The 21,932-nt window shown below is 60.9% G+C and carries 22 protein-coding genes; 13 read left to right on the forward strand and 9 right to left on the reverse strand.

Translation table 11 applies throughout. The features are described 5' to 3' along the window. Positions 1-121 precede the first annotated feature (121 nt). The 5 genes from BN3796_RS10515 (at position 122) to pheP (ending at position 6,411) form a co-directional block, all read left to right on the forward strand. On the forward strand, positions 122-910 hold the full coding sequence (locus BN3796_RS10515) for a winged helix-turn-helix domain-containing protein (protein ID WP_061708293.1): 789 nt from the start codon (positions 122-124) through the stop codon (positions 908-910). Continuing rightward, a complete protein-coding gene (locus BN3796_RS10520) occupies positions 900-1,364 on the forward strand; it encodes a hypothetical protein (RefSeq protein WP_148381783.1) in 465 nt (154 codons plus the stop codon). The genes BN3796_RS10515 and BN3796_RS10520 overlap by 11 nt, the downstream gene beginning before the upstream one ends. 247 nt (positions 1,365-1,611) lie before the next feature. Beyond that, positions 1,612-2,691: a YncE family protein gene (locus tag BN3796_RS10525; RefSeq protein ID WP_061708295.1), complete on the forward strand. Its 1,080-nt coding sequence runs from the start codon at positions 1,612-1,614 to the stop codon at positions 2,689-2,691. A gap of 63 nt (positions 2,692-2,754) precedes the next feature. After that, positions 2,755-4,923 carry a TonB-dependent receptor gene (locus BN3796_RS10530; RefSeq protein ID WP_148381784.1) on the forward strand — a complete coding sequence of 723 codons (2,169 nt, stop codon included), beginning with the start codon at positions 2,755-2,757 and terminating at the stop codon, positions 4,921-4,923. A gap of 102 nt (positions 4,924-5,025) precedes the next feature. Next, positions 5,026-6,411, forward strand: a complete 1,386-nt coding sequence (gene pheP / locus BN3796_RS10535; RefSeq protein WP_061708297.1) for a phenylalanine transporter — start codon at positions 5,026-5,028, stop codon at positions 6,409-6,411. A gap of 74 nt (positions 6,412-6,485) precedes the next feature. On the opposite strand, the gene nfsB is transcribed toward pheP, so the two are convergent. The 3 genes from nfsB to BN3796_RS10550 form a co-directional block, all read right to left on the reverse strand. Then, on the reverse strand, positions 6,486-7,139 hold the full coding sequence (gene nfsB / locus BN3796_RS10540; protein ID WP_061708298.1) for an oxygen-insensitive NAD(P)H nitroreductase: 654 nt from the start codon (positions 7,137-7,139) through the stop codon (positions 6,486-6,488). Between the two features lie 119 nt (positions 7,140-7,258). Further along, complete coding sequence (locus tag BN3796_RS10545; protein WP_061708299.1) at positions 7,259-7,627, reverse strand: MmcQ/YjbR family DNA-binding protein; 369 nt, start codon at positions 7,625-7,627, stop codon at positions 7,259-7,261. After that, complete coding sequence (locus BN3796_RS10550) at positions 7,617-8,207, reverse strand: TetR/AcrR family transcriptional regulator (RefSeq protein WP_061708300.1); 591 nt, start codon at positions 8,205-8,207, stop codon at positions 7,617-7,619. The genes BN3796_RS10545 and BN3796_RS10550 overlap by 11 nt, the downstream gene beginning before the upstream one ends. A gap of 191 nt (positions 8,208-8,398) precedes the next feature. Between BN3796_RS10550 and BN3796_RS10555 the strand changes: the two genes are divergently transcribed. Both BN3796_RS10555 and BN3796_RS10560 read left to right on the forward strand, forming a co-directional pair. Then, positions 8,399-9,502: an MBL fold metallo-hydrolase gene (locus tag BN3796_RS10555; RefSeq protein WP_061708301.1), complete on the forward strand. Its 1,104-nt coding sequence runs from the start codon at positions 8,399-8,401 to the stop codon at positions 9,500-9,502. A 29-nt stretch (positions 9,503-9,531) separates the two neighbouring features. Further along, positions 9,532-9,873 (forward strand): RamA family antibiotic efflux transcriptional regulator, encoded by a 342-nt coding sequence (locus BN3796_RS10560; RefSeq protein ID WP_061708302.1) that lies wholly within the window; start codon positions 9,532-9,534, stop codon positions 9,871-9,873. 27 nt (positions 9,874-9,900) lie between these two features. Here BN3796_RS10560 and BN3796_RS10565 read toward each other — a convergent pair whose 3' ends face one another. From BN3796_RS10565 to fepD, 4 genes are all read right to left on the reverse strand, one after another. After that, positions 9,901-10,149 (reverse strand): DUF1158 domain-containing protein, encoded by a 249-nt coding sequence (locus BN3796_RS10565; protein ID WP_061708303.1) that lies wholly within the window; start codon positions 10,147-10,149, stop codon positions 9,901-9,903. A gap of 77 nt (positions 10,150-10,226) precedes the next feature. After that, complete coding sequence (gene fepC, locus BN3796_RS10570) at positions 10,227-11,027, reverse strand: iron-enterobactin ABC transporter ATP-binding protein (RefSeq protein ID WP_061708304.1); 801 nt, start codon at positions 11,025-11,027, stop codon at positions 10,227-10,229. Continuing rightward, positions 11,024-12,016: an iron-enterobactin ABC transporter permease gene (fepG, locus tag BN3796_RS10575; protein ID WP_061708305.1), complete on the reverse strand. Its 993-nt coding sequence runs from the start codon at positions 12,014-12,016 to the stop codon at positions 11,024-11,026. The genes fepC and fepG overlap by 4 nt, the downstream gene beginning before the upstream one ends. Further along, complete coding sequence (gene fepD, locus BN3796_RS10580; RefSeq protein ID WP_061708306.1) at positions 12,013-13,017, reverse strand: Fe(3+)-siderophore ABC transporter permease; 1,005 nt, start codon at positions 13,015-13,017, stop codon at positions 12,013-12,015. Before fepD ends, fepG begins: the two co-directional genes overlap by 4 nt. Before the next feature lie 111 nt (positions 13,018-13,128). On the opposite strand from fepD, the gene entS reads away from it, so the two are divergent. Then, positions 13,129-14,376 carry an enterobactin transporter EntS gene (gene entS, locus BN3796_RS10585; RefSeq protein ID WP_061708307.1) on the forward strand — a complete coding sequence of 416 codons (1,248 nt, stop codon included), beginning with the start codon at positions 13,129-13,131 and terminating at the stop codon, positions 14,374-14,376. Positions 14,377-14,513: 137 nt separating this feature from the next. Here the strand turns inward: entS and fepB are convergent, their stop codons facing one another. Continuing rightward, entirely contained in the window at positions 14,514-15,473 is a 960-nt protein-coding gene (fepB, locus tag BN3796_RS10590; protein WP_061708308.1) for a Fe2+-enterobactin ABC transporter substrate-binding protein, read from the reverse strand. 187 nt (positions 15,474-15,660) lie between these two features. On the opposite strand from fepB, the gene entC reads away from it, so the two are divergent. From entC to entH, 5 genes are read left to right on the forward strand one after another with little or no spacing between them, the layout of a single operon-like run. Further along, positions 15,661-16,836 carry an isochorismate synthase EntC gene (gene entC / locus BN3796_RS10595; protein ID WP_061708309.1) on the forward strand — a complete coding sequence of 392 codons (1,176 nt, stop codon included), beginning with the start codon at positions 15,661-15,663 and terminating at the stop codon, positions 16,834-16,836. Between the two features lie 9 nt (positions 16,837-16,845). Continuing rightward, positions 16,846-18,456, forward strand: a complete 1,611-nt coding sequence (gene entE, locus BN3796_RS10600) for a (2,3-dihydroxybenzoyl)adenylate synthase EntE (RefSeq protein ID WP_061708310.1) — start codon at positions 16,846-16,848, stop codon at positions 18,454-18,456. Positions 18,457-18,466: 10 nt separating this feature from the next. Then, positions 18,467-19,321, forward strand: coding sequence for an isochorismatase (locus tag BN3796_RS10605; RefSeq protein ID WP_061708311.1), 855 nt, complete (start codon positions 18,467-18,469; stop codon positions 19,319-19,321). Further along, positions 19,321-20,070, forward strand: coding sequence for a 2,3-dihydro-2,3-dihydroxybenzoate dehydrogenase EntA (entA, locus tag BN3796_RS10610; protein ID WP_061708312.1), 750 nt, complete (start codon positions 19,321-19,323; stop codon positions 20,068-20,070). Before BN3796_RS10605 ends, entA begins: the two co-directional genes overlap by 1 nt. Next, positions 20,071-20,484 (forward strand): proofreading thioesterase EntH, encoded by a 414-nt coding sequence (gene entH, locus BN3796_RS10615; protein WP_061708313.1) that lies wholly within the window; start codon positions 20,071-20,073, stop codon positions 20,482-20,484. It abuts the gene before it with no gap. 275 nt (positions 20,485-20,759) lie between these two features. On the opposite strand, the gene BN3796_RS10620 is transcribed toward entH, so the two are convergent. Next, on the reverse strand, positions 20,760-21,872 hold the full coding sequence (locus tag BN3796_RS10620; protein WP_061708314.1) for a M20 family metallopeptidase: 1,113 nt from the start codon (positions 21,870-21,872) through the stop codon (positions 20,760-20,762). Positions 21,873-21,932: the final 60 nt, after the last annotated feature.

Here is a 21,932-nt window from a genome sequence, read left to right on the forward strand (position 1 = left end):
TAGGGAATGATTTATCTTGCTGATTAATATCAGATAAAAATCTGAATCAGAACTATTTGGTTATGTGTCGCCGTGAGGATGGAAAATGTCCTGTTATTCTCACAGGGCTGATGAACACGCCATGAACATAATTTACCTAATCAATGAAACGGTGCTTTTTGAACCGGATCGACGCCGGCTGGGACCCGCCTCTGGTTATCCGCAGTGGGCCGTTACGCTGCATGGGCCGGTGAGTGAGTGTCTGAATTTGCTGCTGGAGCACAATGGAGAGGTGTTAAGCCAGCGATTTCTCTTTGCCGCCGTCTGGGAAAAGCAGGGCGCCGTGGTGACCACCAACGCCCTCTATCAAACCATCGCCTCTATCCGCAAAGCGCTGAAAACAGCGGGTCTGCAAGAAAATATCGTCCAGACGGTACCAAAGGAGGGATTTAAATCGGTCGCCCGGATAAGGGTAGTCAGCCCTGAAGAGTGGGTGGCTTCCCCCACGGTTGCGGTTCTCAACCCGCCCGTTATTCAGGAGGAGAGCGGGCGCGTAAAAAAGCGTACCGACTGCGCGTTGACTATGAAAATCGCTTATTGTCTGGCCGCGCTGCTTTTTATCGGTGCATGCTTTGTGCTCTACAATGAATTGAAACCTCCGGCCCCCGTCTATGCTCGCTACCAGTCGGCGGGAAAGGTAAATGGCTGTGAAATTCTCTCCTCTTTGCGTGATAATAATAAAAGCAGGCAACTCTTTAATGCACTTTCTAAACGATATCCGCTGACCTGTGACCCGGGCGGGGTGGTGTATATATCCTTTAATCAGTTGCAGCTGGGGAACGTGGTTCTGGTTTGCGACAGACGTGTCGAAAATAACCAGACAAATTGTCACTCCATTTTTTATAGCGAGCGTTTTCAGGATGATGAATAGTAAAAACAGGCTGATCTGGTCCGGTATTGCTATCGCCATTGCGGCGCCCCTTATTGCGGCCGGCTACCTGCACGCGCAGCGGGATAGTTTTTCCTGCGAAGCCTATACCACTATAATTCAGGGTGATGCGGCGATCGAACTGATAATGAATTATGACTTCCGGCAGGGGAAGGGACACTATCAGTCGTCAGGGGAATATAGCAGCCCGGGGAAACCGACCATCAGGCTCAGTAATAAGGTGGAGTTTGATTACTGGCATGAGGCCGGGCGGGTTATTATGATCTCCAGCGAGACCAATGAATTACCGCGAAAGGATTTCCCGTTCCGAAATGTGATCCCTGATTTCTATCATTTACGTGAGCGCGGCGTGAGTTTTCAGGTCGTACCCGCAAACGACGCCAGCTACTATTTTCTTTACGCCGGATCGCCGGTCTTTTACTGCATCCGGGATTAGCGCCCCTTTTTTCCTGCCAGATTACCTTTACGCTTGCTTACATAAAGATAATGAGTATAGTTCTCATTCTCTTTAGTGTTTGCGGCCCTGATGGACCCTTTCCGCACTGATAGTGAGGCTACCTCACATGGAACGCTGAATGTGAAACACGGATCCTGCTCAGGCCAGACGGCCTGCCATAACCCGACGCGCCAGCAAGACGCGATGCAGTTTCCGCCTCCTTTTTTGACGGTAATGGATGTTCCTGATGACGAAAACATTGTCCACGCTGGCGCTACTGATCGCCACGACGCTGACCGGCTGTGCCGCCCACCACGACGCCGCTCCCGTTCCGGCAGCGCAAAAAACTGCGCCCGCCGCAGCGCAAACCGGAATTATTAAACGCGAGCTTGCCGACGGCCTCTATGAGATGGCGCTGAGCCCGAAGGGAGATGCCCTCTACGTTGCCAGCTCAGAAGGTTTTAAGGATGTGCAGGGCGGGGTGATCTATAAGCTCGACCCCGCCACGCTGAAGAGCCGGGGCCGCAGCCACACCGATCTGAAAAACTTCGCGCTGGCGATTTCGCCGGATGGCCAGACGCTCTATGTCACCAACTCGCTGGACGGCGGTATCTCAGCCATTAGCACCGCCGATGGCAAAGTGAAAAAACGGCTGATGTTTACCGAGCGCAATAAAGAAGGATACCCGTTTGGCGCCCGGGAAATTCTGCTGCACGACGGGCTGCTCTACGTGGGCGGCGTGGGCGAACCGGGGGTGATTTGGGTCGTCAACGCCGACACGCTGACGCTGAAAAAGACCATCAAAAACGCCGGGCAGTGGGTTACCGGCCTGCTCTGGTCTGAACAAACCGGCAGGCTCTACGCGGCGAACGGCGGCGGTGAAATCCTGGTGATCAACCCGCGCAACAACCGTATCGAAAAACGCTGGAAGCCGCTCGGCGACAAACCGGCGCTGCTGCTCAATATGGCGGAGGACAAGGCAACAGGCCGTCTCTTCGTAACCGATAATTCAAAAGCAAAAACCACGCTGGTGCTCGATATCAACACGGGCGCGCTCATTCGCTCGCTGCCGGTGGGCGACTCGCTGGCGGTGAAATTCAACGCCGCGCGCCACGAGCTTTACATCACCCAGCGTGAAAGCGGAAAGCTGCTGAGCCTGGATGCCACCACCCTGGCGGTGAAACGCTCCTGGGATCTGCCACCTCATCCGAACAGCCTGCTGCTGTCGGCGGACGGGCAGACGCTCTACGTCACCGTGAAGCAGCCCTTCAATAAAGACCACTCCACCAACGGGCCGGACAGCGTGGTTCGTATCGCCCTCCAGTAAATACTCCGGCCCGGGAGCGGGCCATTTTGCTCTGATGAGTCGGTTATGAGAGAGACCAGAAAAATGAAAAAAACGCTGCTGGCGCTGGCCATTGGCGCGGTTGCGCCCGTTTCCCAGGCGGCGGAAAAGGCCGGGGAAGAGACTATCGTCGTGCAGGCCGCGCCGGCGGGCGATTTCAAACCCGGCGGTGACCAGCCGATGCCCGCTTTTCTCGACGGACAGGTGGCGAACGGCGGGCGGCTGGGGATGCTCGGCCAGCAAAACGCGATGGATGTCCCTTTTAACGTCATTAGCTACACCTCGAAGCTGGTGGAAGATCAGCAGGCGAAAACCATTGCCGACGTGGTGGCAAACGACGCGGGCGTGCAGTTTGTGCAGGGCTACGGCAACTACGCCGAAAGCTACCGCATACGGGGCCTGAAGTTTGACGGCGACGATATGACCTTTGGCGGGCTTTCGGGCGTGCTGCCGCGTCAGGTGGTGGATGCGCAGATGGTGGATCGCATCGAGGTCTTTAAGGGGGCCAACGCCCTGATGAACGGCGCGGCCAGCTCCGGCGTCGGCGGGATGATTAATCTTGAGCCGAAGCACGCGGGCGATACGCCGCAGGCGAAGGTGGGGGTGGATTACACCTCCGACTCCCAGTTCGGCGCCACGCTGGACGCGGGCCGCCGCTTTGGCGACAACGACCAGTTCGGCGCGCGCGTCAATCTGGTGCATCGCGAAGGCGAAGCGCCGGTGGCAAACGATCGCCGTCGTACCACGCTGGCCGCCGTCGGGCTGGATTACAAAGGCGATGCCGTGCGCTCCTCACTGGACGTGGGCTACCAGAAGAAAACCTTCCACGGCGGCGAAACCGGCGTCAATATTTCGGGCGTCGATTTTGTGCCGGAACCGCCGAAAAACGATCGCAACTACTCGCAAAAATGGGCCTACAGCGATATCGAAAACGAGTTTGGCCTCTGGCGCAGCGAGGTTGATCTGACCGATAACTGGACCGCCTACACCGGTCTGGGGGCGCAGCACGCTCATGAAGAGGGGCTCTACAGCGGCGCGAAGCTTATCGACAAAAGCGGCAACGCCACCGCCACGCGTCTTGATACTAACCGCATCAGCGATTCAGTCAGCGGTATGGCGGGGCTGCGCGGTAACTTCGACACCGGCTTCATCTCCCACAAGGTGAATGTCGGCTACTCGGCGATGACCAAAAATGAAAAAATCGCCTGGAAAATGTCTAATGCGGCGGATAATCCCGCCACCAACATCTATCACAACGACGGCGTTGACGCGCCCGACAGCAGCAATTTTAACGGCTCCGGCGGGAAGTACAGCGATCCGCTCACCAGCGGACGCACCCGCACCCAGGGCTGGCTGCTGAGCGATACCCTCGGCGTACTGGACGACAAGCTGCTGTTTACCGCCGGGGCGCGCCATCAGAAGGTGGTGATCCGTGGCTACAGCAAAATCACCGGCGTGGAAAACCCGGGCGACAGCTTCGACGGCAGCCGCTGGATGCCGACCTACGGCGTGGTCTATAAGCCGTGGCGCGAAATCTCGCTCTACGCCAACCACACCGAAGCGCTCCAGCCGGGAAAAACCGCGCCCAACACCGCCATTAACTACGGGCAGAGCACCGGCATCGTCCATTCGAAGCAGAACGAAGTGGGGGTGAAGGCTGATTTCGGCCGCATGGGCGGCTCGCTGGCGCTGTTTGAGATCAAAATGCCGTCGGCCATTCTTGACAGTGAAACCCGCTACTACAGTCTCGATGCGGAGCAGCGTAACCGCGGCGTGGAGGTAAATCTCTTCGGCGAGCCGCTGCTGGGCGTGCGTCTGAACGCCAGCGCCACCTGGCTGCAGGCGGAGCTCACCAAAACCAACAACGGTCTGAACCAGGGGAACGACGCCATCGGCGTGCCGAACTTCTACGCCGTACTGGGGGCGGAATATGATATTCCGACCCTCGACGGTCTGACCGCCACCGCCCGTGTGAACCACTCCGGCTCCCAGTATGCGGATCTGGCGAACAGCAAGAAGCTCGACAGCTACACCACGCTGGACCTCGGGATGCGCTATCGCTTCACGGTCAATCAGGGCAACCAGATGACCCTGCGCGCGGGTATCGATAACGTCACGGATGAAAATTACTGGGCAGGTGTGGACGACTCCGGTACCTATCTCTTCCAGGGGGAGCCGCGCACCTTTAAGGTCTCCGTGGATTACGCCTTCTGAGGCGGGCCGCCGTTCGGGGCAGGGAGGCCCCTCCATTCGCTTGCTCGCGCCAGCCCGAAGTGTTAAAACGTGCCCCTTCTAAAAAAGAGACAGGGGAAGGGCGTGAAAAACGCGTCATCAGCTTCCGGCAAGGGTATTGCCGGAGGGGCGTCGGAGAAGAGTCCGACGCTGCATCGTGGTTTGCAAAACCGACATATTCAGTTAATCGCCCTCGGCGGCGCCATTGGTACCGGGCTCTTTCTTGGCATCGGTCCGGCGATTCAGATGGCGGGGCCGGCGGTTCTGCTGGGCTACGCCGTCGCGGGGTTTATCGCCTTTTTGATTATGCGCCAGCTTGGCGAGATGGTCGTTGAAGAGCCGGTATCGGGCTCCTTTGCCCACTTTGCGTGGAAATACTGGGGACCTTTTGCCGGCTTCCTCTCCGGCTGGAACTACTGGGTGATGTTCGTGCTGGTGGGGATGGCGGAGCTGACCGCCGCGGGCATCTATATGCAGTACTGGCTGCCGGGCGTTCCCACCTGGGTCTGGGCGGCCGCCTTCTTTGTGATCATCAATGCCGTTAACCTGGTGAACGTACGCCTCTATGGCGAAACGGAGTTCTGGTTCGCCCTTATCAAGGTGCTGGCCATTATCGGGATGATCGGCTTTGGCCTTTGGCTACTCTTTAGCGGCAACGGGGGCGAGCGCGCCACGCTGGATAACCTGTGGCAGCATGGCGGCTTTCTGGCGACCGGCTGGAAAGGGCTTATTCTCTCCCTGGCGGTAATTATGTTCTCCTTTGGCGGGCTGGAGCTTATCGGCATCACCGCCGCGGAAGCGCACGATCCGCATAAAAGCATTCCCAAAGCGGTCAACCAGGTGGTCTACCGTATTCTGCTGTTCTATATTGGCTCGCTGGTGGTCCTGCTCGCGCTCTACCCGTGGGTGGAGATCAAATCTGACAGCAGTCCGTTTGTGATGATTTTCCACGATCTCAACAGCAACGTCGTCGCCTCCGCGCTGAACTTCGTCATTCTGGTCGCCTCGCTTTCGGTCTATAACAGCGGCGTTTACTCCAACAGCCGCATGCTGTTTGGGCTCTCCGTGCAGGGCAACGCGCCGAAGTTTTTAACCCGCGTCAGCCGTCGCGGCGTGCCGGTCAACTCGCTGCTGCTCTCCGGTGCCGTAACCTCGCTTGTGATCCTGATTAACTATCTGCTGCCAAAGGAGGCCTTTAGCCTGCTGATGGCGCTGGTGGTGGCGACGCTGCTGCTGAACTGGATCATGATCTGCCTGGCGCACCTGCGCTTTCGGGCGGCGATGCGCCGTAAAGGGCGTGAAACCCTCTTCAAAGCGCTGTTCTATCCGGCGGGGAACTATCTCTGTATCGCCTTTCTGGCGATGATCCTGGTGCTGATGTGTACGATGGAGGGAATGCGTCTTTCGGCGCTGCTGCTGCCGGCGTGGATTATCTTTCTGTTTGTGGCGTTTAAGCTGTCGCGGCGATAAAAAAGCGGCAACCTTGGTTGCCGCTTCAGTCCTCACTCTGAGGAGGCGAGCCGCAGGTGACTGCGGCGTTGCGATTAGCAGTCAGTAATAATGGTGCTCTGCGGCAGGCGGGACTTCGGCAGGGCAGCATTGAAATCTTCCGCGCTGTGATGGCCAACCGGCACCACTACGAGGCTGGTATAGCCTTGCTCTTTCAGCTCAAATTCCGCATCGAGAACGGCAGCGTCAAAGCCCTCGATCGGCACCGCGTCCAGACCCATCGCGGCGACGCCCAGCAGGAAGTTACCAACGTTGAGGTAAACCTGTTTCGCCATCCACTGCGCATCATCTTTCAGATCTACCCGGTGCATATCCGCAAAGTAGCGGCGCCCTTTGTCATTACCGGCTTTAGCTTCCGGGGTGGCGAAACGGCCATCGGCCTCTTCCTGATCCACCACGCGCTCAAGCCAGGCATCATCCATCGCCGTTTTAGCGCAAAAGACCACCACGAGAGGCGCATCCAGCATTTTGCGTTCGTTAAATACATAGCTGCCAGCAGCCGATTTAGCCACGCGCGCCTTTCCCTCTTCAGTACCCGCGACAATAAAGTGCCACGGCTGCGAGTTGGTGCTGGACGGGCTGTACTGTAGCAGCGTTTTGATTTTTTCAATCTCCTCAGCGGTCAGCTTCTTAGCGGGATCAAAGGCTTTAGCTGAATGGCGCTTCAGGGCAACTGAAATGATATCCATAACGACTCCTGGTATTAAAAATATGCCCACGGCGGGCAGAAAGAGAAGCAGATTACAGGGGGAACCGGGAAATGATAAGGGCTATCGATGCGCTTATTCTGTTCGTCTGAGACGAACAGTCAGTCAGGACGCAGACGCTTTTGCGTCTTTTTCGGCAGCTTATCCACCACCCGATTCCAGGACTCAGCGACCAGGTCGGTCACCAGCTCCGGGGTGATATCGTCGCTGGCGTAGACTGAAATCCAGTGCTTTTTATTGAGGTGGTAACCGGGCTCGATGCCGCGATAGATTTGCTGGTTTAACAGCGATTTTTGCGGGTCCGATTTCAGGCTGATGTGCGGCCGCCCGTGGGCCACCGCCGCCAGCATAAAAATTTTCCCCTCCACCTTAAAGACGTCAAACTCCGGGCCAAAGGGCCAGCACAGTTCGGTGAAGGGCAGTTCGAGCGCCACGCGCTTCGCATGCGCCTGTAATGCCTTACTCTCCATGGGGCACCTCGATAGCGAGCGCCCGCCACATCGCCTCAAAACCCAGCTCCTTAAACTCCGCCGCCCGGGCCGGCTCGCGGGTGGCAAACGCCATGGTGGTTTCCGCCAGCGACAGAAACAGCGCGTCGCCGAAGGCGTGAAACGCGTCGGAGAGAAAGACCGGGCGGATCGAGCGGCGACAGAGATCGTGCAGCTCCGGGAACAGTTCATGCACCGCCTGCTCCGTTTCGGCGGTGATTTTCTCGCTCACGCCGAGCTGGCGAATCGCGCCGTGCGCTATCGGATTTCTAAGCCCCCAGTCGATGTAGCTGTTCCAGATGCTGCGGGTATGCTCCTTGGGGGTGGTCAGGCCGCGATCTAAACTGGCGAGCATGGCGCGGCAAAGATCCTGTTTCAGATGCAGATAAAGGGCATTAAGCAGATCGTCCTTGGTGGCGAAATAGCGAAACAGGGTTCCTTCGGCAACGCCCGCGTTGCGGGCAATCAGGGCGGTTGACGCCGCGATCCCCGACTGCGCAAAGGCGGCGGTTGCTGCCTCCAGCAAGGCCTGTTTTTTATCTTCACTTTTGGGACGCGCCACGCAATTTGCCCTCACATTGATGCTAAAAAGCGGTATTGAAGCATGCGCGTCATACTGCTGCAACGCGCAATGTCAAAGATCGAAAACGTCTTGACGACTTATTCATCACCCTTATAATGAGTGCTTACTCACTCATAATCAAGCTCACTGGCATAAACCCCTGTTTAAAGGGGGCATAGCCGGGTCAGGATATGAAAAAGCCTCTTATCGTAAGCGTGGTGTTAGTCATGATGATAGCGACAGCGGCGGGTCTGCCCTTTGTCCTGAACGCCGGATTTGGCCAGCCGCCGCAGGGGGCGGAGCTGACCCCGGTGCAAGCCTCCCCCCATTATCGGGACGGCCAGTTTTACAACGCGCTGCCAACGCCGGGCTTTACCGGGGATAAATCGACGCTGGCGGCCTGGTGGGATTTTCTGACGCGCAAAACGGAAAACGCCCGTCCCGCCGCGCCGCTGCCGCTGGTGAATACCGATCTTGCCGCGCTGCCGCTGGACCAGGATCGCCTGGTCTGGCTGGGCCACTCCTCCTGGTATCTGCAGCTGGCGGGGAAACGCATTCTGATCGACCCGGTGCTGGGCAATTACGCCGCCCCCTTTTCATTTCTGAATAAAGCCTTTGCCGGAGAGTACCCCTGGCGTGCAGAGACGATGCCGGACATCGACCTGCTGGTCATCTCCCATGACCATTACGATCACCTGGATTACGCCACCATCAAAGCGCTGCTGCCGAAGGTGAAGCGGGTGGTTACCCCCCTGGGCGTGGGATCGCACCTGCGCTACTGGGGGATGAAATCCGACATTATTGAAGAGCGCGACTGGAACCAGTCGGTGCGTATCAGCGATGCGCTGACCGTTCACCTGCTGCCGGCGCGCCATTTTTCAGGCAGGGGACTGAAGCGCAACCAGACGTTGTGGGGCAGCTTTATGTTCGTCACCCCTGAGCAAAAGATTTACTACAGCGGCGATTCCGGCTACGGGCCGCACTTTAAGGCGATAGGCGAACAGTTTGGCAAGGTGGATCTCGCCATCATGGAGAACGGTCAGTATGACGATGACTGGCGCTACATCCACATGCATCCGCAGGAGACGGCGCAGGCCGCCGTCGATATCAACGCCAGCGCGGTGGTGCCAGGCCATAACGGGCGCTTTGTGCTGGCGAAGCATACCTGGAACGATCCGCTGATTCGGCTGGCGCAGGCGAGCCAGGATAAAAACTATCGCCTGCTGACGCCCGAACTGGGGGAGCCGATCCGGCTTAATGACGCCACGCAGCGTTTTCAGACATGGTGGCAATAATGGTTAATCGAGGAACAGGGGAGGGCGCTATGACGATTTCCGCTCAGGTCATCGACACTATCGTCGAGTGGATCGACGATAACCTTCATCAGCCGTTGCGTATCGAGGATATCGCCCGGCACGCGGGCTACTCCCGCTGGCATCTGCAGCGGCTTTTTATGCAGTACAAGGGGGAGAGCCTCGGGCGCTATATCCGTAAACGCAAGCTGCAGCTGGCGGCCCGGGATCTGCGCGAATCGGATGAGAAGGTCTACGAGATCTGCCTGCGCTACGGGTTTGACTCGCAGCAGACCTTTACCCGCATCTTTACCCGCACCTTCAACCAGCCGCCTGGCGCCTACCGCCGGGAAAACCACGACCGGGCGCATTAACGCCCTTCTCCCTGAAAAGGGGGAGGGCTATTCCGCCTGCGAAAACCAGCGGCGCCAGATAAAGCGCAGCACGAAAAACTCGACCGCGCCGAGGACCAAAAACCACAGGCAGAAAAGCAGGGTGTAGAGCTGGTTAAGATCCATCATATGGAAAAACGAGACCAGCTTTTGCGCCAGCGCCAGTCCAGGGGAGGGGGCGGGCAGCAGCAGACAGGAGAGCATGGCCATCAGCAGTATGCCTCCTGCCGTTAAGAGGGATTCCAGCGGGTGCTTCATGGTAATGTTAATCTTCAGTTAAAGAATAATTGTCCGGCATCCGCCCGCGTAAAGCAATAACGGCGCGGCAGGCGGGATTAACCCGCACGCCGTCCCAGCGGTACCACCAGCGGCGTGCCCGCCACCGGATCGTCAATAATCATGCAGCGCATCCCGTAGATCCGTTCGATCAGGGCCGGCGTCACAATCTCCTCCGGCGCTCCCTGCGCCACGATCTCCCCGTCGCGCAGGGCGATCAGATGGGTGGCATAGCGGCACGCCTGATTCAGGTCGTGCAGCACCGCCGCCAGGGTGTAACCCTGGGTCTGGTTCAGCTCGCTTAACAATTCCAGCAGGTCGATCTGATGGCTGATATCGAGCCACGTTGTCGGCTCATCCAGCAGCATGATCGCCGTCTCTTGCGCCAGTACCATCGCGATCCATGCCCGCTGGCGCTGGCCGCCGGAGAGCGTATCCACGCTCTGCTGCGCCAGATCGGTAATGCCCGTCGCCCGCATCGCCCGCGCAACCGCCTCGTCATCCTCTTTACGCCAGCGGGTGAAGAGCGGCTGGTGGGGATATCGTCCGCGCGCCACCAGCTCCTGCACCGTAATATCGCCCGGCGTGGTGGCGTTTTGCGCCAGAAGCCCGATACGCCGCGCCACCTCCTTGCTGGCATAGCGCTGGATGGCATCGCCGTCGAGATAAACGTGGCCCTCAAGCGGCGTCATCAGGCGGCTCAGGGTCCGCAGCAGCGTCGATTTACCGCAGCCGTTAGGGCCGATAATGGCCGTAAAATGACCGTCGGGGATGTCGACGCTGAGTTCCCGGGCGACCACTTTTTTGCCGTAGCCCAGAGTAAGGTTTTCGCCGCGCAAGCGGGGGGTGCTGGCATTCATTTCCTGCGGGACTCCTGAACGAGCAAGACGATAAGGTAGATACCGCCGAGACTGACGGTTACCACGCCTACCGGAAGTTGATAAGGCATAAAGAGGCGCTGGGCGCAGATATCGGCGGCGAGCAGCAGCAGGGCGCCGCAGAGCGCCGACTGGGTCAGCCCCCAGCGCGCGGTGCGGCCAAGCCGCCGGGCAATGTGGGGCGCCACCAGCGCAATAAAGGAGATCGGCCCGGCGATGGCGGTTGCCGCCGCGGTCAGCACTACCGCCACCAGCATCAGCAGCAGGCGCGAGCGCTCCACGCTGACGCCCAGCGCGCAGGCGCTCTCGTCACCCATCTCCAGCAGGCGCATCCGGCGCGACAGCAGCCAGGCGCCGATAAACATCAACGCGATGAGCGGCGCCGCGGGAACGGTTTTCGTCCAGGTCAGGCCGTTGAGCGAGCCGGCAAACCAGAGCCCGGCGGAGAGGGAGGTCTCCAGGGAGGCCTGCAGCAGAAGCCAGGTGTTAAAGGCCATCAGCATGGCGCGCATTCCGATACCGATGATAATCAGCCGGAAGGTGTCGATCCCGTCGCGCCAGGCGAGCGCCCAGACGACCAGCGAGGTGAGAATGCCGCCCGCCATCGCCGCGAGGGTAATGGCGGTGAGATGCTGGCCGAAGATCACCATCGCCACCAGCACGCCGCTCCACGCTCCGGTGTTAAAACCCATTACGTCCGGGCTGCCGAGCGGGTTACGCATCAGGGACTGGAAAATCGCGCCGCTGACCCCGAGCGCCGCGCCCACGATTATCGCCATCGCCACGCGCGGCAGACGCCACTCGGTGACCACCAGCGTCATACTGCGCGGGGCGCTGCCGGTGAGAGCCTGAAAAACCTGCGTAAAGTCGAGCATTACCGCGCCGCTGCGCAGGCTCCAGATCGCCAGCAGCAGAACGGTGAGAATCAGCAGAGCGCAGCTGGCGACCAGCCGACGGGAGGGGGCCATCACGCTGCACCTCCCCGCTTGCGTCGCACCAGAAAGATCAGCACCGGCGCGCCGATAAAGGCGCTGACCACCGAGACGCGCAGCTCTCCCGGCACCAGCAGACGCCCGATAATATCGGCAAACAGCAGCAGGGCAGGGGTCGCCAGCAGGGTCACCGGCAGCGACCAGCGGTGATCCGCCCCCACCAGCCAGCGCGCCATGTGCGGCATCATCAGGCCGATAAAGGCGATCGGGCCGACCACCGCCGTGGCGCTGCCGCAGAGCACCGCGATCGCCAGCAGGCCGGTAAGCTGGGTGCGCGCCACGCGGCTGCCGAGGGCGGTAGCGGTGTCGCTGCCGAGGCTCAGGCTGTTAAGCGCCCGGCTGGAGAGAAGCGCCACGGCGCCGGCAATCACCACCGGAATGACCACCGCTTTTAGCGTTTGCAGGGTACGGATATCGAGCGAGCCCGCCTGCCAGAAGCGCAGCTGATCGTAGACGTCCGGGTTAAGCAGGGCGATGCCGTTGGAGAGCCCCTCCAGCACCGCGCCGAGCGCCACTCCCGCCAGCGTTAGCCGCACCGGGCTGAGCTGACCGCCGCCCTGGCTGCCGGTAAACGCCACCACCAGGGAGGCGGCCAGCGCGCCGCAAACGGCCATGCCGAGCTGCTCCATGGGGGAGGAGAAACCAAAGAGCGCCGCCCCCAGCACAATGGCGAAGCTCGCCCCGGCGTTAACGCCAAGAATACCGGGATCGGCCAGCGGGTTACGGGTAAGGGTCTGCATCAGCGCGCCGGCCAGACCGAGCGCCGCGCCAGCCAGCAGTCCGGCAAGGGTTCGCGGCAGGCGGGCATCCAGCACGATGGTGCAGTCGACGCTCTGACAGGTGCCAAAAAGCGCGTCGATCACCACCGCGCCGGGCAGGGATTTTGCGCCTGTCAGCAGGCTTAGCGCGATGGCCAGCAGCAGTATCAATAGCAGTGAAGGCACGGCAACGGCGCGCGCCGGGTGAGAGGAAAACGACATAGCGACATCCATGATTTGATAATGATATTAATTATCGTTATCTATCTTATTTGGCTATGTTAGCATGTGCCGCCATGAAATGGGTAGAACGTTAGTCGACAAGGTCTTGTCATGAATCAAAAATCCTGGCTGCTCAACCTCAGCCTGCTGAAAACGCATCCGGCCTTCCGCGCCGTCTTTATCGCCCGCTTTATCTCCATCTTATCTCTCGGCCTGCTCGGGGTGGCGGTGCCGGTGCAAATTCAGACGATGACCGGCTCCAGCTGGCTGGTGGGACTCTCCGTCACCTTGACCGGCGGAGCGATGTTTATCGGACTGATGGTCGGCGGCGTGCTGGCGGATCGTTACGAGCGCAAAAAGCTGATCCTGCTGGCGCGGGGCACCTGCGGCATCGGCTTTATCGGCCTCTGCATCAATGCCCTGCTGCCGGAGCCGTCGCTGCTGGCGATTTACGCGCTCGGAGTATGGGACGGCCTCTTTGCCGCCATCGGCGTTACCGCGCTGCTGGCCGCCACCCCCGCGCTGGTGGGGCGCGAGAATCTGATGCAGGCGGGGGCGATCACCATGCTGACCGTTCGCCTGGGCTCGGTGATTTCACCGATGGCGGGCGGCCTGCTGCTGGCGACCGGGGGCGTGGCGTGGAATTACGGCCTGGCGGCGGCGGGCACGTTTATTACCACGCTTACCCTGCTGCGCCTGCCGCTTCTGCCGCCGCCTCCCCGGCAGCGGGAACATCCGCTGACCTCGCTGATGGCGGCGATCCGCTTTCTCTTCAGCAATCCTCTTATCGGCGGTATCGCGCTGCTGGGAGGGCTGTTAACCATGGCGAGCGCGGTGCGCGTTCTCTATCCGGCGCTGGCGGGGGAATGGCAGATGAGCGCCTCTGAAATCGGCCTGCTTTATGCGGCGATCCCCCTTGGGGCGGCCTTCGGCGCGCTCACCAGCGGCAACCTGGCGCAGCGCCCGCGACCAGGGCTGATTATGCTGCTGACCACCCTGGCGTCGTTTATCGCTATCGGCTTCTTCAGCCTGATGCCGCTCTGGGGGCTGGGAGTCGTCTGCCTGGCGCTCTTCGGCTGGCTGAGCGCGGTGAGTTCGCTTCTGCAATACACCCTGATTCAGACCCAGACGCCAGAGGCGATGCTCGGGCGGATCAACGGCCTGTGGACCGCGCAGAACGTCACCGGCGATGCGGCTGGCGCCGCGATTGTCGGCGGGCTGGGGGCGGTGATGACACCCGCGGCGGCGGCCAGCAGCAGCGGCTTCGCGCTGGCGATAGTCGGAGTGATTTTGCTGGTGGCGCTGGTGGAGTTGCGACGGTTCCGGCAGGAGGCTGTGCCGACCTCGCAGGTTGGATAAGGCGCAGCCGCCGTCCGGCACGATGCCCGGTGGCGCTGCGCTTACCGGGCCTACGGATTAGAAGGCCGCAGGTCGGGTAAGGCGAAGCCGCCACCCGACAACGCTGCATTTACCGGGCCTGCGCCATCTAAAACGTCTTATTTGAACAGCGTCGCTAAACGCGATAACACCCGCATGGCGCTGTAATAATCCAGACGGAAGGTCTCCGTACCCAGCGCCCAGACGCGTTTGTTCTTCACCGCAGGCAGATGCGCCAGCAGCGGGTTGGCGTAAATCGCATCCACATCTTTCTGGTCACCGGCAAACAGGAACAGCCCTTCGCCGTTCAGCCCCGTCGCCAGATTTTCTCCTCCGAGCTGAATAATGTCGTGGCGTTTGCCCTGGCTCTGGGAGGTATGCAGCCCGGCGGGCAGCGGGGCGAGGGTAAAGCCGAGCTGTTGCAGCAGCTTGCCCTGGGCGGAGTCGGCGGTCCAGAGGTTAGCGCTATGGGCGGCGGCGGTGTAGACGATGGCGTTGACCGGTTGCGGCGGCAGCTTCATCTGCTGTTTCACCTGCGCGAGCGCGTTATCAAACTCCGCGATGCGCGCGGCGGCCTGCTTCTCCTGGCCGGTGAGCGTGCCAAGCTGCGTCAGCAGCGCCTGCCAGCTTTTGTCATCGTAGTTAATGACCAGCGTCGGGGCGATGGTGGAGAGCTGGTCATACAGCGCCAGCGCCGAGTCGCCCCCCGTGGCGCTAATCAGGATCAGATCCGGCATCTGGGCGGCCACCGCCTCGGCGCTCGGCTCGCCAATATAGAGGCGGGTCAGCTTACGCTCTCTGGCAATTTCCCCCCACTGGCGCAAAAAGCCCTGGTCATCCGCCACCCGGTTGTTGGGGGTAGTCGCGCCGCTGGCGACCACCGGCGCGTCAATCGCCAGCAGTGAGCCGGTGAGCGTGACGCTGGTAGAGACGATACGCGTCGGCTTGCTTTCCAGCGTGTGGGTTCCCCGGCTGTCGGTGACCTGCCGCGGCCAGTCGGCGGCGGTGGCTGAGATTATTCCTGAAAGCAAAAGCCCGATAAAAAGCAGGGCGTTACGGTATACGGCGGGGAAATTCACAAGGCGGCATCCTGTTTTAGATGTGGTTAATGCTTCTCATTTTCATAAATGCGGCGGCGGGATGCAAGCGTCGGACGCACAAGATGCGCACCCGGCGGTTGACACTCCGGCGCTCTGCGATTAGGTTAGCCATCGAAAATATAAATGATAATTATTCTTAATGCTTTTATCATTTTTGGAGGATGATATGGATACGTCACTGGCTGAGGATTTTCAGCACACCGCGACCCCGCTGCAATCAGACAGCTTTTTCTTTATGTCGCCTTATCGCAGTTTTACCACGTCTGGCTGCTTTACCCGCATTTCTGCCAGCGCCGCTGACGGCGACGATCCCGCCGGCACCTTCCAGCAGGCGCTGGCAAAAGGCTTTAGCGAGGCGAAAGCCAGCGGCATCGCCAGGCCAATAGTCGTAGGGGCGATCCCGTTTGATACCCGCCAGCCCTCTTCGCTCTTTATTCCGCAGTCGTGGGAGTTCTTCTCCCGCCCCGCACGCCAGCAGGCGGCGCGCTACCGCTCCCGGGCGCAGGCGCTGACCGTGGAGCAGCGTACGGAGATCCCCCCGCAGCCCCGTTTTGAAGAGATGGTGGCTCGCGCCGCGGCCCTGACCGCCACGCCGCAGGTCGACAAAGTGGTGCTGTCGCGCCTGATTGAGATTGAGACCCGCGAGTCTGTCGACAGCGGGGCGCTGCTGGAGCGGCTGATCGCTCAGAACCCGGCGAGCTTTAACTTCCACGTGCCGCTGGAGGATGGCGGCGTTCTGCTGGGCGCCAGCCCGGAACTGCTGCTGCGCAAAGAGGGGGCGCGCTTTAGCTCCCTGCCGCTGGCGGGCTCGGCGCGTCGTCAGCCCGACGACATGCTCGACCGTGAGGCGGGCAATAAGCTGCTGGCCTCACAGAAAGATCGCCACGAGCACGAGCTGGTTACCCAGGCGATGAAGGCGGTACTGGCGCCGCGCAGCCGCCAGCTGGAGATGCCCGCCTCGCCGCAGCTCATCACCACCCCCACGCTCTGGCACCTGGCCACGCCGGTCGCGGGCGAGGCGCGTGAAGGGGAGAACGCCCTGACGCTCGCCTGTCTGCTGCACCCGACCCCGGCGCTGAGCGGCTTCCCCCATCTGGCAGCGAAACAGGTTATTGAAGAGCTGGAGCCGTTCGATCGCGGGCTGTTCGGCGGCATCGTCGGCTGGTGCGATAGCGAAGGCAACGGCGAGTGGGTGGTGACCATCCGCTGCGCGCGCATTGGTGAAAGGCAGGTGCGCCTCTTTGCTGGCGCAGGGATTGTGCCCGCCTCCTCGCCACTGGGCGAGTGGCGCGAAACGGGCGTCAAGCTCTCCACCATGCTCAATGTTTTTGGTTTGCACTGAGGAGTTATCATGACCATCCCCTTTACCCGCTGGCCCGAAGCGTTTGCCCGGCGCTACCGTGAAAAAGGCTACTGGCAGGATCTGCCGCTGACCGACATCCTGACCCGCCACGCCGGGCGCGATACGGTGGCGATTATCGACGGCGAGCGGCGCTATACCTACCGCCAGTTTAACCAGGCGGTGGAGAATCTGGCCGCGACGTTTCAGGCGCAGGGCATCCGCCGCGGCGAAACGGCGCTGGTGCAGCTGGGCAACGTGGCGGAATTTTATATCACCTTCTTCGCTCTGCTGCAGGCGGGGATCGCCCCGGTTAACGCGCTTTTCAGCCACCAGCGCAGCGAGCTTAACGCCTACGCATTACAGATTAAGCCTGCGCTGATGATTGCCGATCGCGCCCATGCCTGCTTCGCCACGGACGATTTCCTCAACACCTTTGTCGCGGAGCACTGTTCGGTGCGCCACGTGCTGCTGCGCGGCGGCGACGGCGATCGGGCGCTGGAAAAGGCTATCGCCCGCCCGGCGGATAATTTCTTTGCCAATCCGACCCCTGCCGATGAGGTGGCCTTTTTCCAGCTCTCCGGCGGCAGCACCGGCACCCCGAAGCTCATTCCGCGTACCCATAACGACTACTATTACAGTATCCGGCGCAGCAATGAGATCTGCGGCATTACCGCAGAGACCCGCTACCTGAATGCGCTGCCCGCCGCGCATAACTATGCCATGAGCTCCCCCGGCTCGCTGGGGGTATTCCTCGCCGGCGGCTGCGTGGTGCTGGCTTCCGATCCAAGCGCCACGCTCTGCTTCCCGCTGATTGAAAAGCACCAGATAAATGTCACCTCGCTGGTGCCGCCCGCGGTCAGCCTCTGGCTCCAGGCGATAGCCGAGGGGGCGGGTAATAACCAGCTTCGCTCGCTGAAGCTGCTGCAGGTGGGCGGCGCACGCATCGCCGCCTCCCTGGCCGCCCGCATTCCGGCTGAGATCGGCTGCCAGCTACAGCAGGTCTTCGGCATGGCGGAGGGGCTGGTGAACTACACTGCGCTGGACGACACGCCCGAACGCATCATCAACACCCAGGGGCGCCCTATGTGCCCCGACGACGAGGTGTGGGTGGCTGACGAAAATGGCAATCCGCTGCCGCGCGGCGTGGTAGGGCGCCTGATGACCCGCGGGCCCTATACCTTCCGCGGCTATTTCAACAGTCCGGAACACAACGCCAGCGCGTTCGATGAAAACGGCTTCTATTGCTCCGGCGACCTGATTGCCATCGATGAAGAGGGCTACATCACCGTACAGGGGCGCGAAAAAGATCAGATCAACCGCGGGGGCGAGAAGATCGCCGCCGAGGAGATCGAAAACCTGCTGTTGCGCCATGAGGCCGTGATCCACGCGGCGCTGGTCAGCATGGAGGATAACCTGCTGGGGGAGAAAAGCTGCGCTTACCTGGTGGTGAAACAGCCCCTTCGCGCGGTTGAGGTGCGCCGGTTCCTGCGGGAGCAGGGGGTGGCCGATTACAAGCTGCCGGACCGCGTGGAGTGCGTGGAAGCGCTGCCGCTGACGCCGGTGGGGAAAGTTGACAAGAAACAGTTGCGCCTGTGGCTGGCTGAACGCGCCAGGGGCTGAGGAGAGAAGAATGGCAATTCCAAAATTAACGGGCTATACGCTGCCCACCGCGGCGGATCTGCCGCAGAACAAGGTAAACTGGGCCTTTGAGCCGGAGCACGCGGCGCTGCTTATTCACGATATGCAGGCCTATTTCCTCAACTTCTGGGGGGAGAACTGCCCGATGATGGCGCAGGTAGTGGCGAATATCGTCAGGCTGCGTGACTACTGCAAACAGCACAACATTCCGGTCTACTACACCGCCCAGCCGAAAGAGCAGAGCGATGAAGATCGCGCCCTGCTGAACGATATGTGGGGACCGGGCCTGACCCGTTCTCCGGAACAGCAGCGCATTATCTCCGAACTGGCTCCGGACGAAACGGATACGGTACTGGTGAAGTGGCGCTACAGCGCCTTTCACCGCTCGCCGCTGGAGCAGATGCTGAAGGAGACGGGACGCAATCAGCTCCTGATTACCGGCGTCTATGCCCATATCGGCTGCATGACCACCGCCACCGACGCGTTTATGCGCGATATCAAACCGTTCTTTATCGCCGATGCGCTGGCGGACTTCAGCCGCGAGGAGCATCTGATGTCGCTGAAGTACGTGGCGGGACGTTCCGGTCGCGTGGTGATGAGCGACGACCTGCTCCCTTCCATTCCGGCGAGCAAAGAGGCGCTGCGCGCCGTGATCCTGCCGCTGCTGGATGAGTCCGACGAGCCGATGGATGACGAAAACCTGATCGACTACGGACTGGACTCCGTGCGCATGATGGCGCTGGCGGCCCGCTGGCGTAAAGTACACGGCGATATCGACTTCGTGATGCTGGCGAAAAATCCCACCCTGGATGCCTGGTGGGCGCTGCTGTCGCGCGAGGTGAAGTGATGTTCGACTTCAGGAATAAAACCGTCTGGGTGACCGGCGCCGGTAAGGGTATCGGCTACGCCACGGCGCTGGCCTTCGTGGAGGCTGGCGCAACGGTGACTGGCTTTGACATCGCCTTTCCGGGCGATGACTATCCCTTTGCCACTGAAGTGCTGGACGTGGCAGATGCCGGACAGGTGAGCGACGTGGGCGGGCGCTTGCTGCGCCAGCTGACGCGCCTTGATGTGCTGGTGAACGCGGCGGGTATTCTGCGTATGGGAGAGACCGACAGGCTTTCTCAGGCGGACTGGCAACAGACCTTTGCGGTCAACGTGGGCGGCGCGTTTAACCTCTTTCAGCTGACCATGGAGCAGTTTCGCCGTCAGCAGGGCGGGGCGGTGGTGACCGTGGCTTCCGATGCGGCACATACGCCGCGCATCGGCATGAGCGCCTATGGCGCGTCGAAAGCGGCCCTGAAAAGCCTGGCGCTGACCGTCGGCCTTGAGCTGGCGGGCAGCGGCGTACGCTGTAATCTGGTCTCGCCAGGCTCAACGGATACCGACATGCAGCGCACGCTGTGGAAAAGCAGCGACGCGGAGCAGCAGCGTATTCGCGGCTTTGGTGAGCAGTTTAAGCTGGGTATTCCGCTTGGCAAAATCGCCCGGCCGCAGGAGATCGCCAGCACCATTCTGTTCCTCGCCTCTGATTGCGCCAGCCACATTACCCTGCAGGATATTGTGGTAGACGGCGGCTCCACGCTGGGGGCATAGATGATCTGGAAACGTCACCTTACCCTTGATGAGCTGAACGCCACCAGCCAGAACACGCTGGTGGCCCATCTTGGCATCGAATATACGCGAATCGGCGACGATACGCTGGAAGCGGAAATGGAGGTGGACGCCCGTACCCATCAGCCGTTTGGCCTGCTGCACGGCGGTGCGTCGGCGGCGCTGGCGGAAACGCTCGGTTCGATGGCCGGTTTTCTGATGACCCGCGACGGGCAGAACGTGGTGGGAACGGAGCTGAACGCCACCCATCACCGGGCGGTCTCCCGGGGAAAAGTGCGCGGCGTTTGTCAGCCGCTGCATCTTGGGCGCCAGAGCCAGAGCTGGGAGATAGTGGTGTATGACGAACAGGGACGGCGCTGCTGCACCTGTCGGCTGAGCACCATGGTGCTGGGGTAGCCAGCTGCGCTTACCCGGCCCGTAGGCCGGGTAAGGCAAATCCGCCACCCGGCGTTTACAGCATTGAGACCAGTGCGTAGGCCGGGTAAGGCAAATCCGCCACCCGGCGTTTACAGCATCGAAACCAGTTCGTAGGCCGGGTAAGGCAAAGCCGCCACCCGGCGTTTACAGCATCGAGACCAGTTCGTAGGCCGGGTAAGGCGAAGCCGCCACCCGGCGTTTACAGCATCGAGACCAGTTCGTAGGCCGGGTAAGGCGAAGCCGCCACCCGGCGTTTACAACATCGAAATCAGCCGTTTCAGCAGCCGTACTCTCGGCTCAATCGACGCTTTATCCAGCCACTCCGCCGGGCTGTGAAACCCTGCGCCAATCGGCCCTAAGCCATCCAGGGTCGGAATACCGAGCGCGGCGGTATGGTTGGCGTCGCTGCCGCCGCCCACCGCCTGCCAGCTAATCGCGATCCCTTCCTCACGCCCGGCGGCTTCCACCGTCTGCATAAGCTCCTGCGTCGCGTCGCTCGCCACCATAGCGGGCTTATGGTTCACCCGGGTGAGGGTGGTGGTCACCTCCGGCGCAAACCCCCGCCCGCAAAGCGCCTCGAGCGCCTGATGAACCCGGTCGTACTCGTCATTATCCCAGAAGCGCACGTCCAGCTCCGCCGTGGCGCGATCGGCCACCACGTGAGCCGCGCTGCCGCCCTGAATAACCCCCACGTTGAGGGTAGTGCCGCGATCCCAGTCCGTCAGCCCGTTGATGGCGATAATGGCGTTCGCCAGCGCGTTAATGGCGGAGCGGCCCTTTTGCGGATCGTTGCCCGCATGCGCCGCCACGCCGCTGAAGGTCAGCTGATAGCCCGCCAGCCCCTTGCGGGCCTTCACCAGCGAACCATCGGCGCGGGCAGCCTCGCAGACCAGCACGTAGCGGGCGCGCTTTGCCAGCTCCCCTAACCAGGCGTGGGAGTAAACCGAGCCGGTTTCTTCGTCCGGGTTCATCGCCACGGCGATCGCCAGACGCGTCTTGTGCTCCTCTTCCAGTCCGCGCATCGCCCAGAGAATATTCAGCAGCCCGCTTTTCATATCTGAGACGCCAGGGCCATAGAGGCGCGTCTCATCTTCGCTCATCGGACGCTCAGCGGCGGTACCGGCGGGAAATACGGTATCCAGATGACCCACCAGCAGCACGTCAAAACGTTCCGCTTCGGGCTGGTTGGTGACAAAGAGCCCCGGGCCGACTTTCTCGCCCAGATCGACCTGCTGCGTATGCCAGCCCTCGCGCTGCCAGAGAGAGGCCATGATCCCGGCAACCCGGGCCACGCCTTCCGGCGTCTGGGTGCCGCAATCGACATTTACCAGCGATCTTAACTCTTCGATATAGCGTTGCAGATCCATTGTTTCTCCTGATTTAAAGCCTGTTGATCGTGCGGCTATTCTCACGAAGCGCGATGCAAA

Origin of the sequence: Pseudenterobacter timonensis (genome assembly GCF_900021175.1) — a bacterium.
GTDB classification, from domain to species: Bacteria; Pseudomonadota; Gammaproteobacteria; order Enterobacterales; family Enterobacteriaceae; genus Enterobacter; species Enterobacter timonensis.

What these genes read in the sequence shown, in the direction of transcription:
- BN3796_RS10515 (WP_061708293.1), top strand. Translation starts at nt 122, where the DNA reads ATGAACATAATTTACCTAATCAATGAAACGGTGCTTTTTGAACCGGAT.
- BN3796_RS10605 (WP_061708311.1), top strand. Translation starts at nt 18,467, where the DNA reads ATGGCAATTCCAAAATTAACGGGCTATACGCTGCCCACCGCGGCGGAT.
- BN3796_RS10520 (WP_148381783.1), top strand. Translation starts at nt 900, where the DNA reads ATGATGAATAGTAAAAACAGGCTGATCTGGTCCGGTATTGCTATCGCC.
- BN3796_RS10565 (WP_061708303.1), bottom strand. Translation starts at nt 10,149, where the DNA reads ATGAAGCACCCGCTGGAATCCCTCTTAACGGCAGGAGGCATACTGCTG.
- nfsB (WP_061708298.1), bottom strand. Translation starts at nt 7,139, where the DNA reads ATGGATATCATTTCAGTTGCCCTGAAGCGCCATTCAGCTAAAGCCTTT.
- fepD (WP_061708306.1), bottom strand. Translation starts at nt 13,017, where the DNA reads ATGTCGTTTTCCTCTCACCCGGCGCGCGCCGTTGCCGTGCCTTCACTG.
- BN3796_RS10525 (WP_061708295.1), top strand. Translation starts at nt 1,612, where the DNA reads ATGACGAAAACATTGTCCACGCTGGCGCTACTGATCGCCACGACGCTG.
- entE (WP_061708310.1), top strand. Translation starts at nt 16,846, where the DNA reads ATGACCATCCCCTTTACCCGCTGGCCCGAAGCGTTTGCCCGGCGCTAC.
- entA (WP_061708312.1), top strand. Translation starts at nt 19,321, where the DNA reads ATGTTCGACTTCAGGAATAAAACCGTCTGGGTGACCGGCGCCGGTAAG.
- fepC (WP_061708304.1), bottom strand. Translation starts at nt 11,027, where the DNA reads ATGAATGCCAGCACCCCCCGCTTGCGCGGCGAAAACCTTACTCTGGGC.
- BN3796_RS10555 (WP_061708301.1), top strand. Translation starts at nt 8,399, where the DNA reads ATGAAAAAGCCTCTTATCGTAAGCGTGGTGTTAGTCATGATGATAGCG.
- entS (WP_061708307.1), top strand. Translation starts at nt 13,129, where the DNA reads ATGAATCAAAAATCCTGGCTGCTCAACCTCAGCCTGCTGAAAACGCAT.
- BN3796_RS10620 (WP_061708314.1), bottom strand. Translation starts at nt 21,872, where the DNA reads ATGGATCTGCAACGCTATATCGAAGAGTTAAGATCGCTGGTAAATGTC.
- BN3796_RS10545 (WP_061708299.1), bottom strand. Translation starts at nt 7,627, where the DNA reads ATGGAGAGTAAGGCATTACAGGCGCATGCGAAGCGCGTGGCGCTCGAA.
- BN3796_RS10530 (WP_148381784.1), top strand. Translation starts at nt 2,755, where the DNA reads ATGAAAAAAACGCTGCTGGCGCTGGCCATTGGCGCGGTTGCGCCCGTT.
- entH (WP_061708313.1), top strand. Translation starts at nt 20,071, where the DNA reads ATGATCTGGAAACGTCACCTTACCCTTGATGAGCTGAACGCCACCAGC.
- entC (WP_061708309.1), top strand. Translation starts at nt 15,661, where the DNA reads ATGGATACGTCACTGGCTGAGGATTTTCAGCACACCGCGACCCCGCTG.
- BN3796_RS10560 (WP_061708302.1), top strand. Translation starts at nt 9,532, where the DNA reads ATGACGATTTCCGCTCAGGTCATCGACACTATCGTCGAGTGGATCGAC.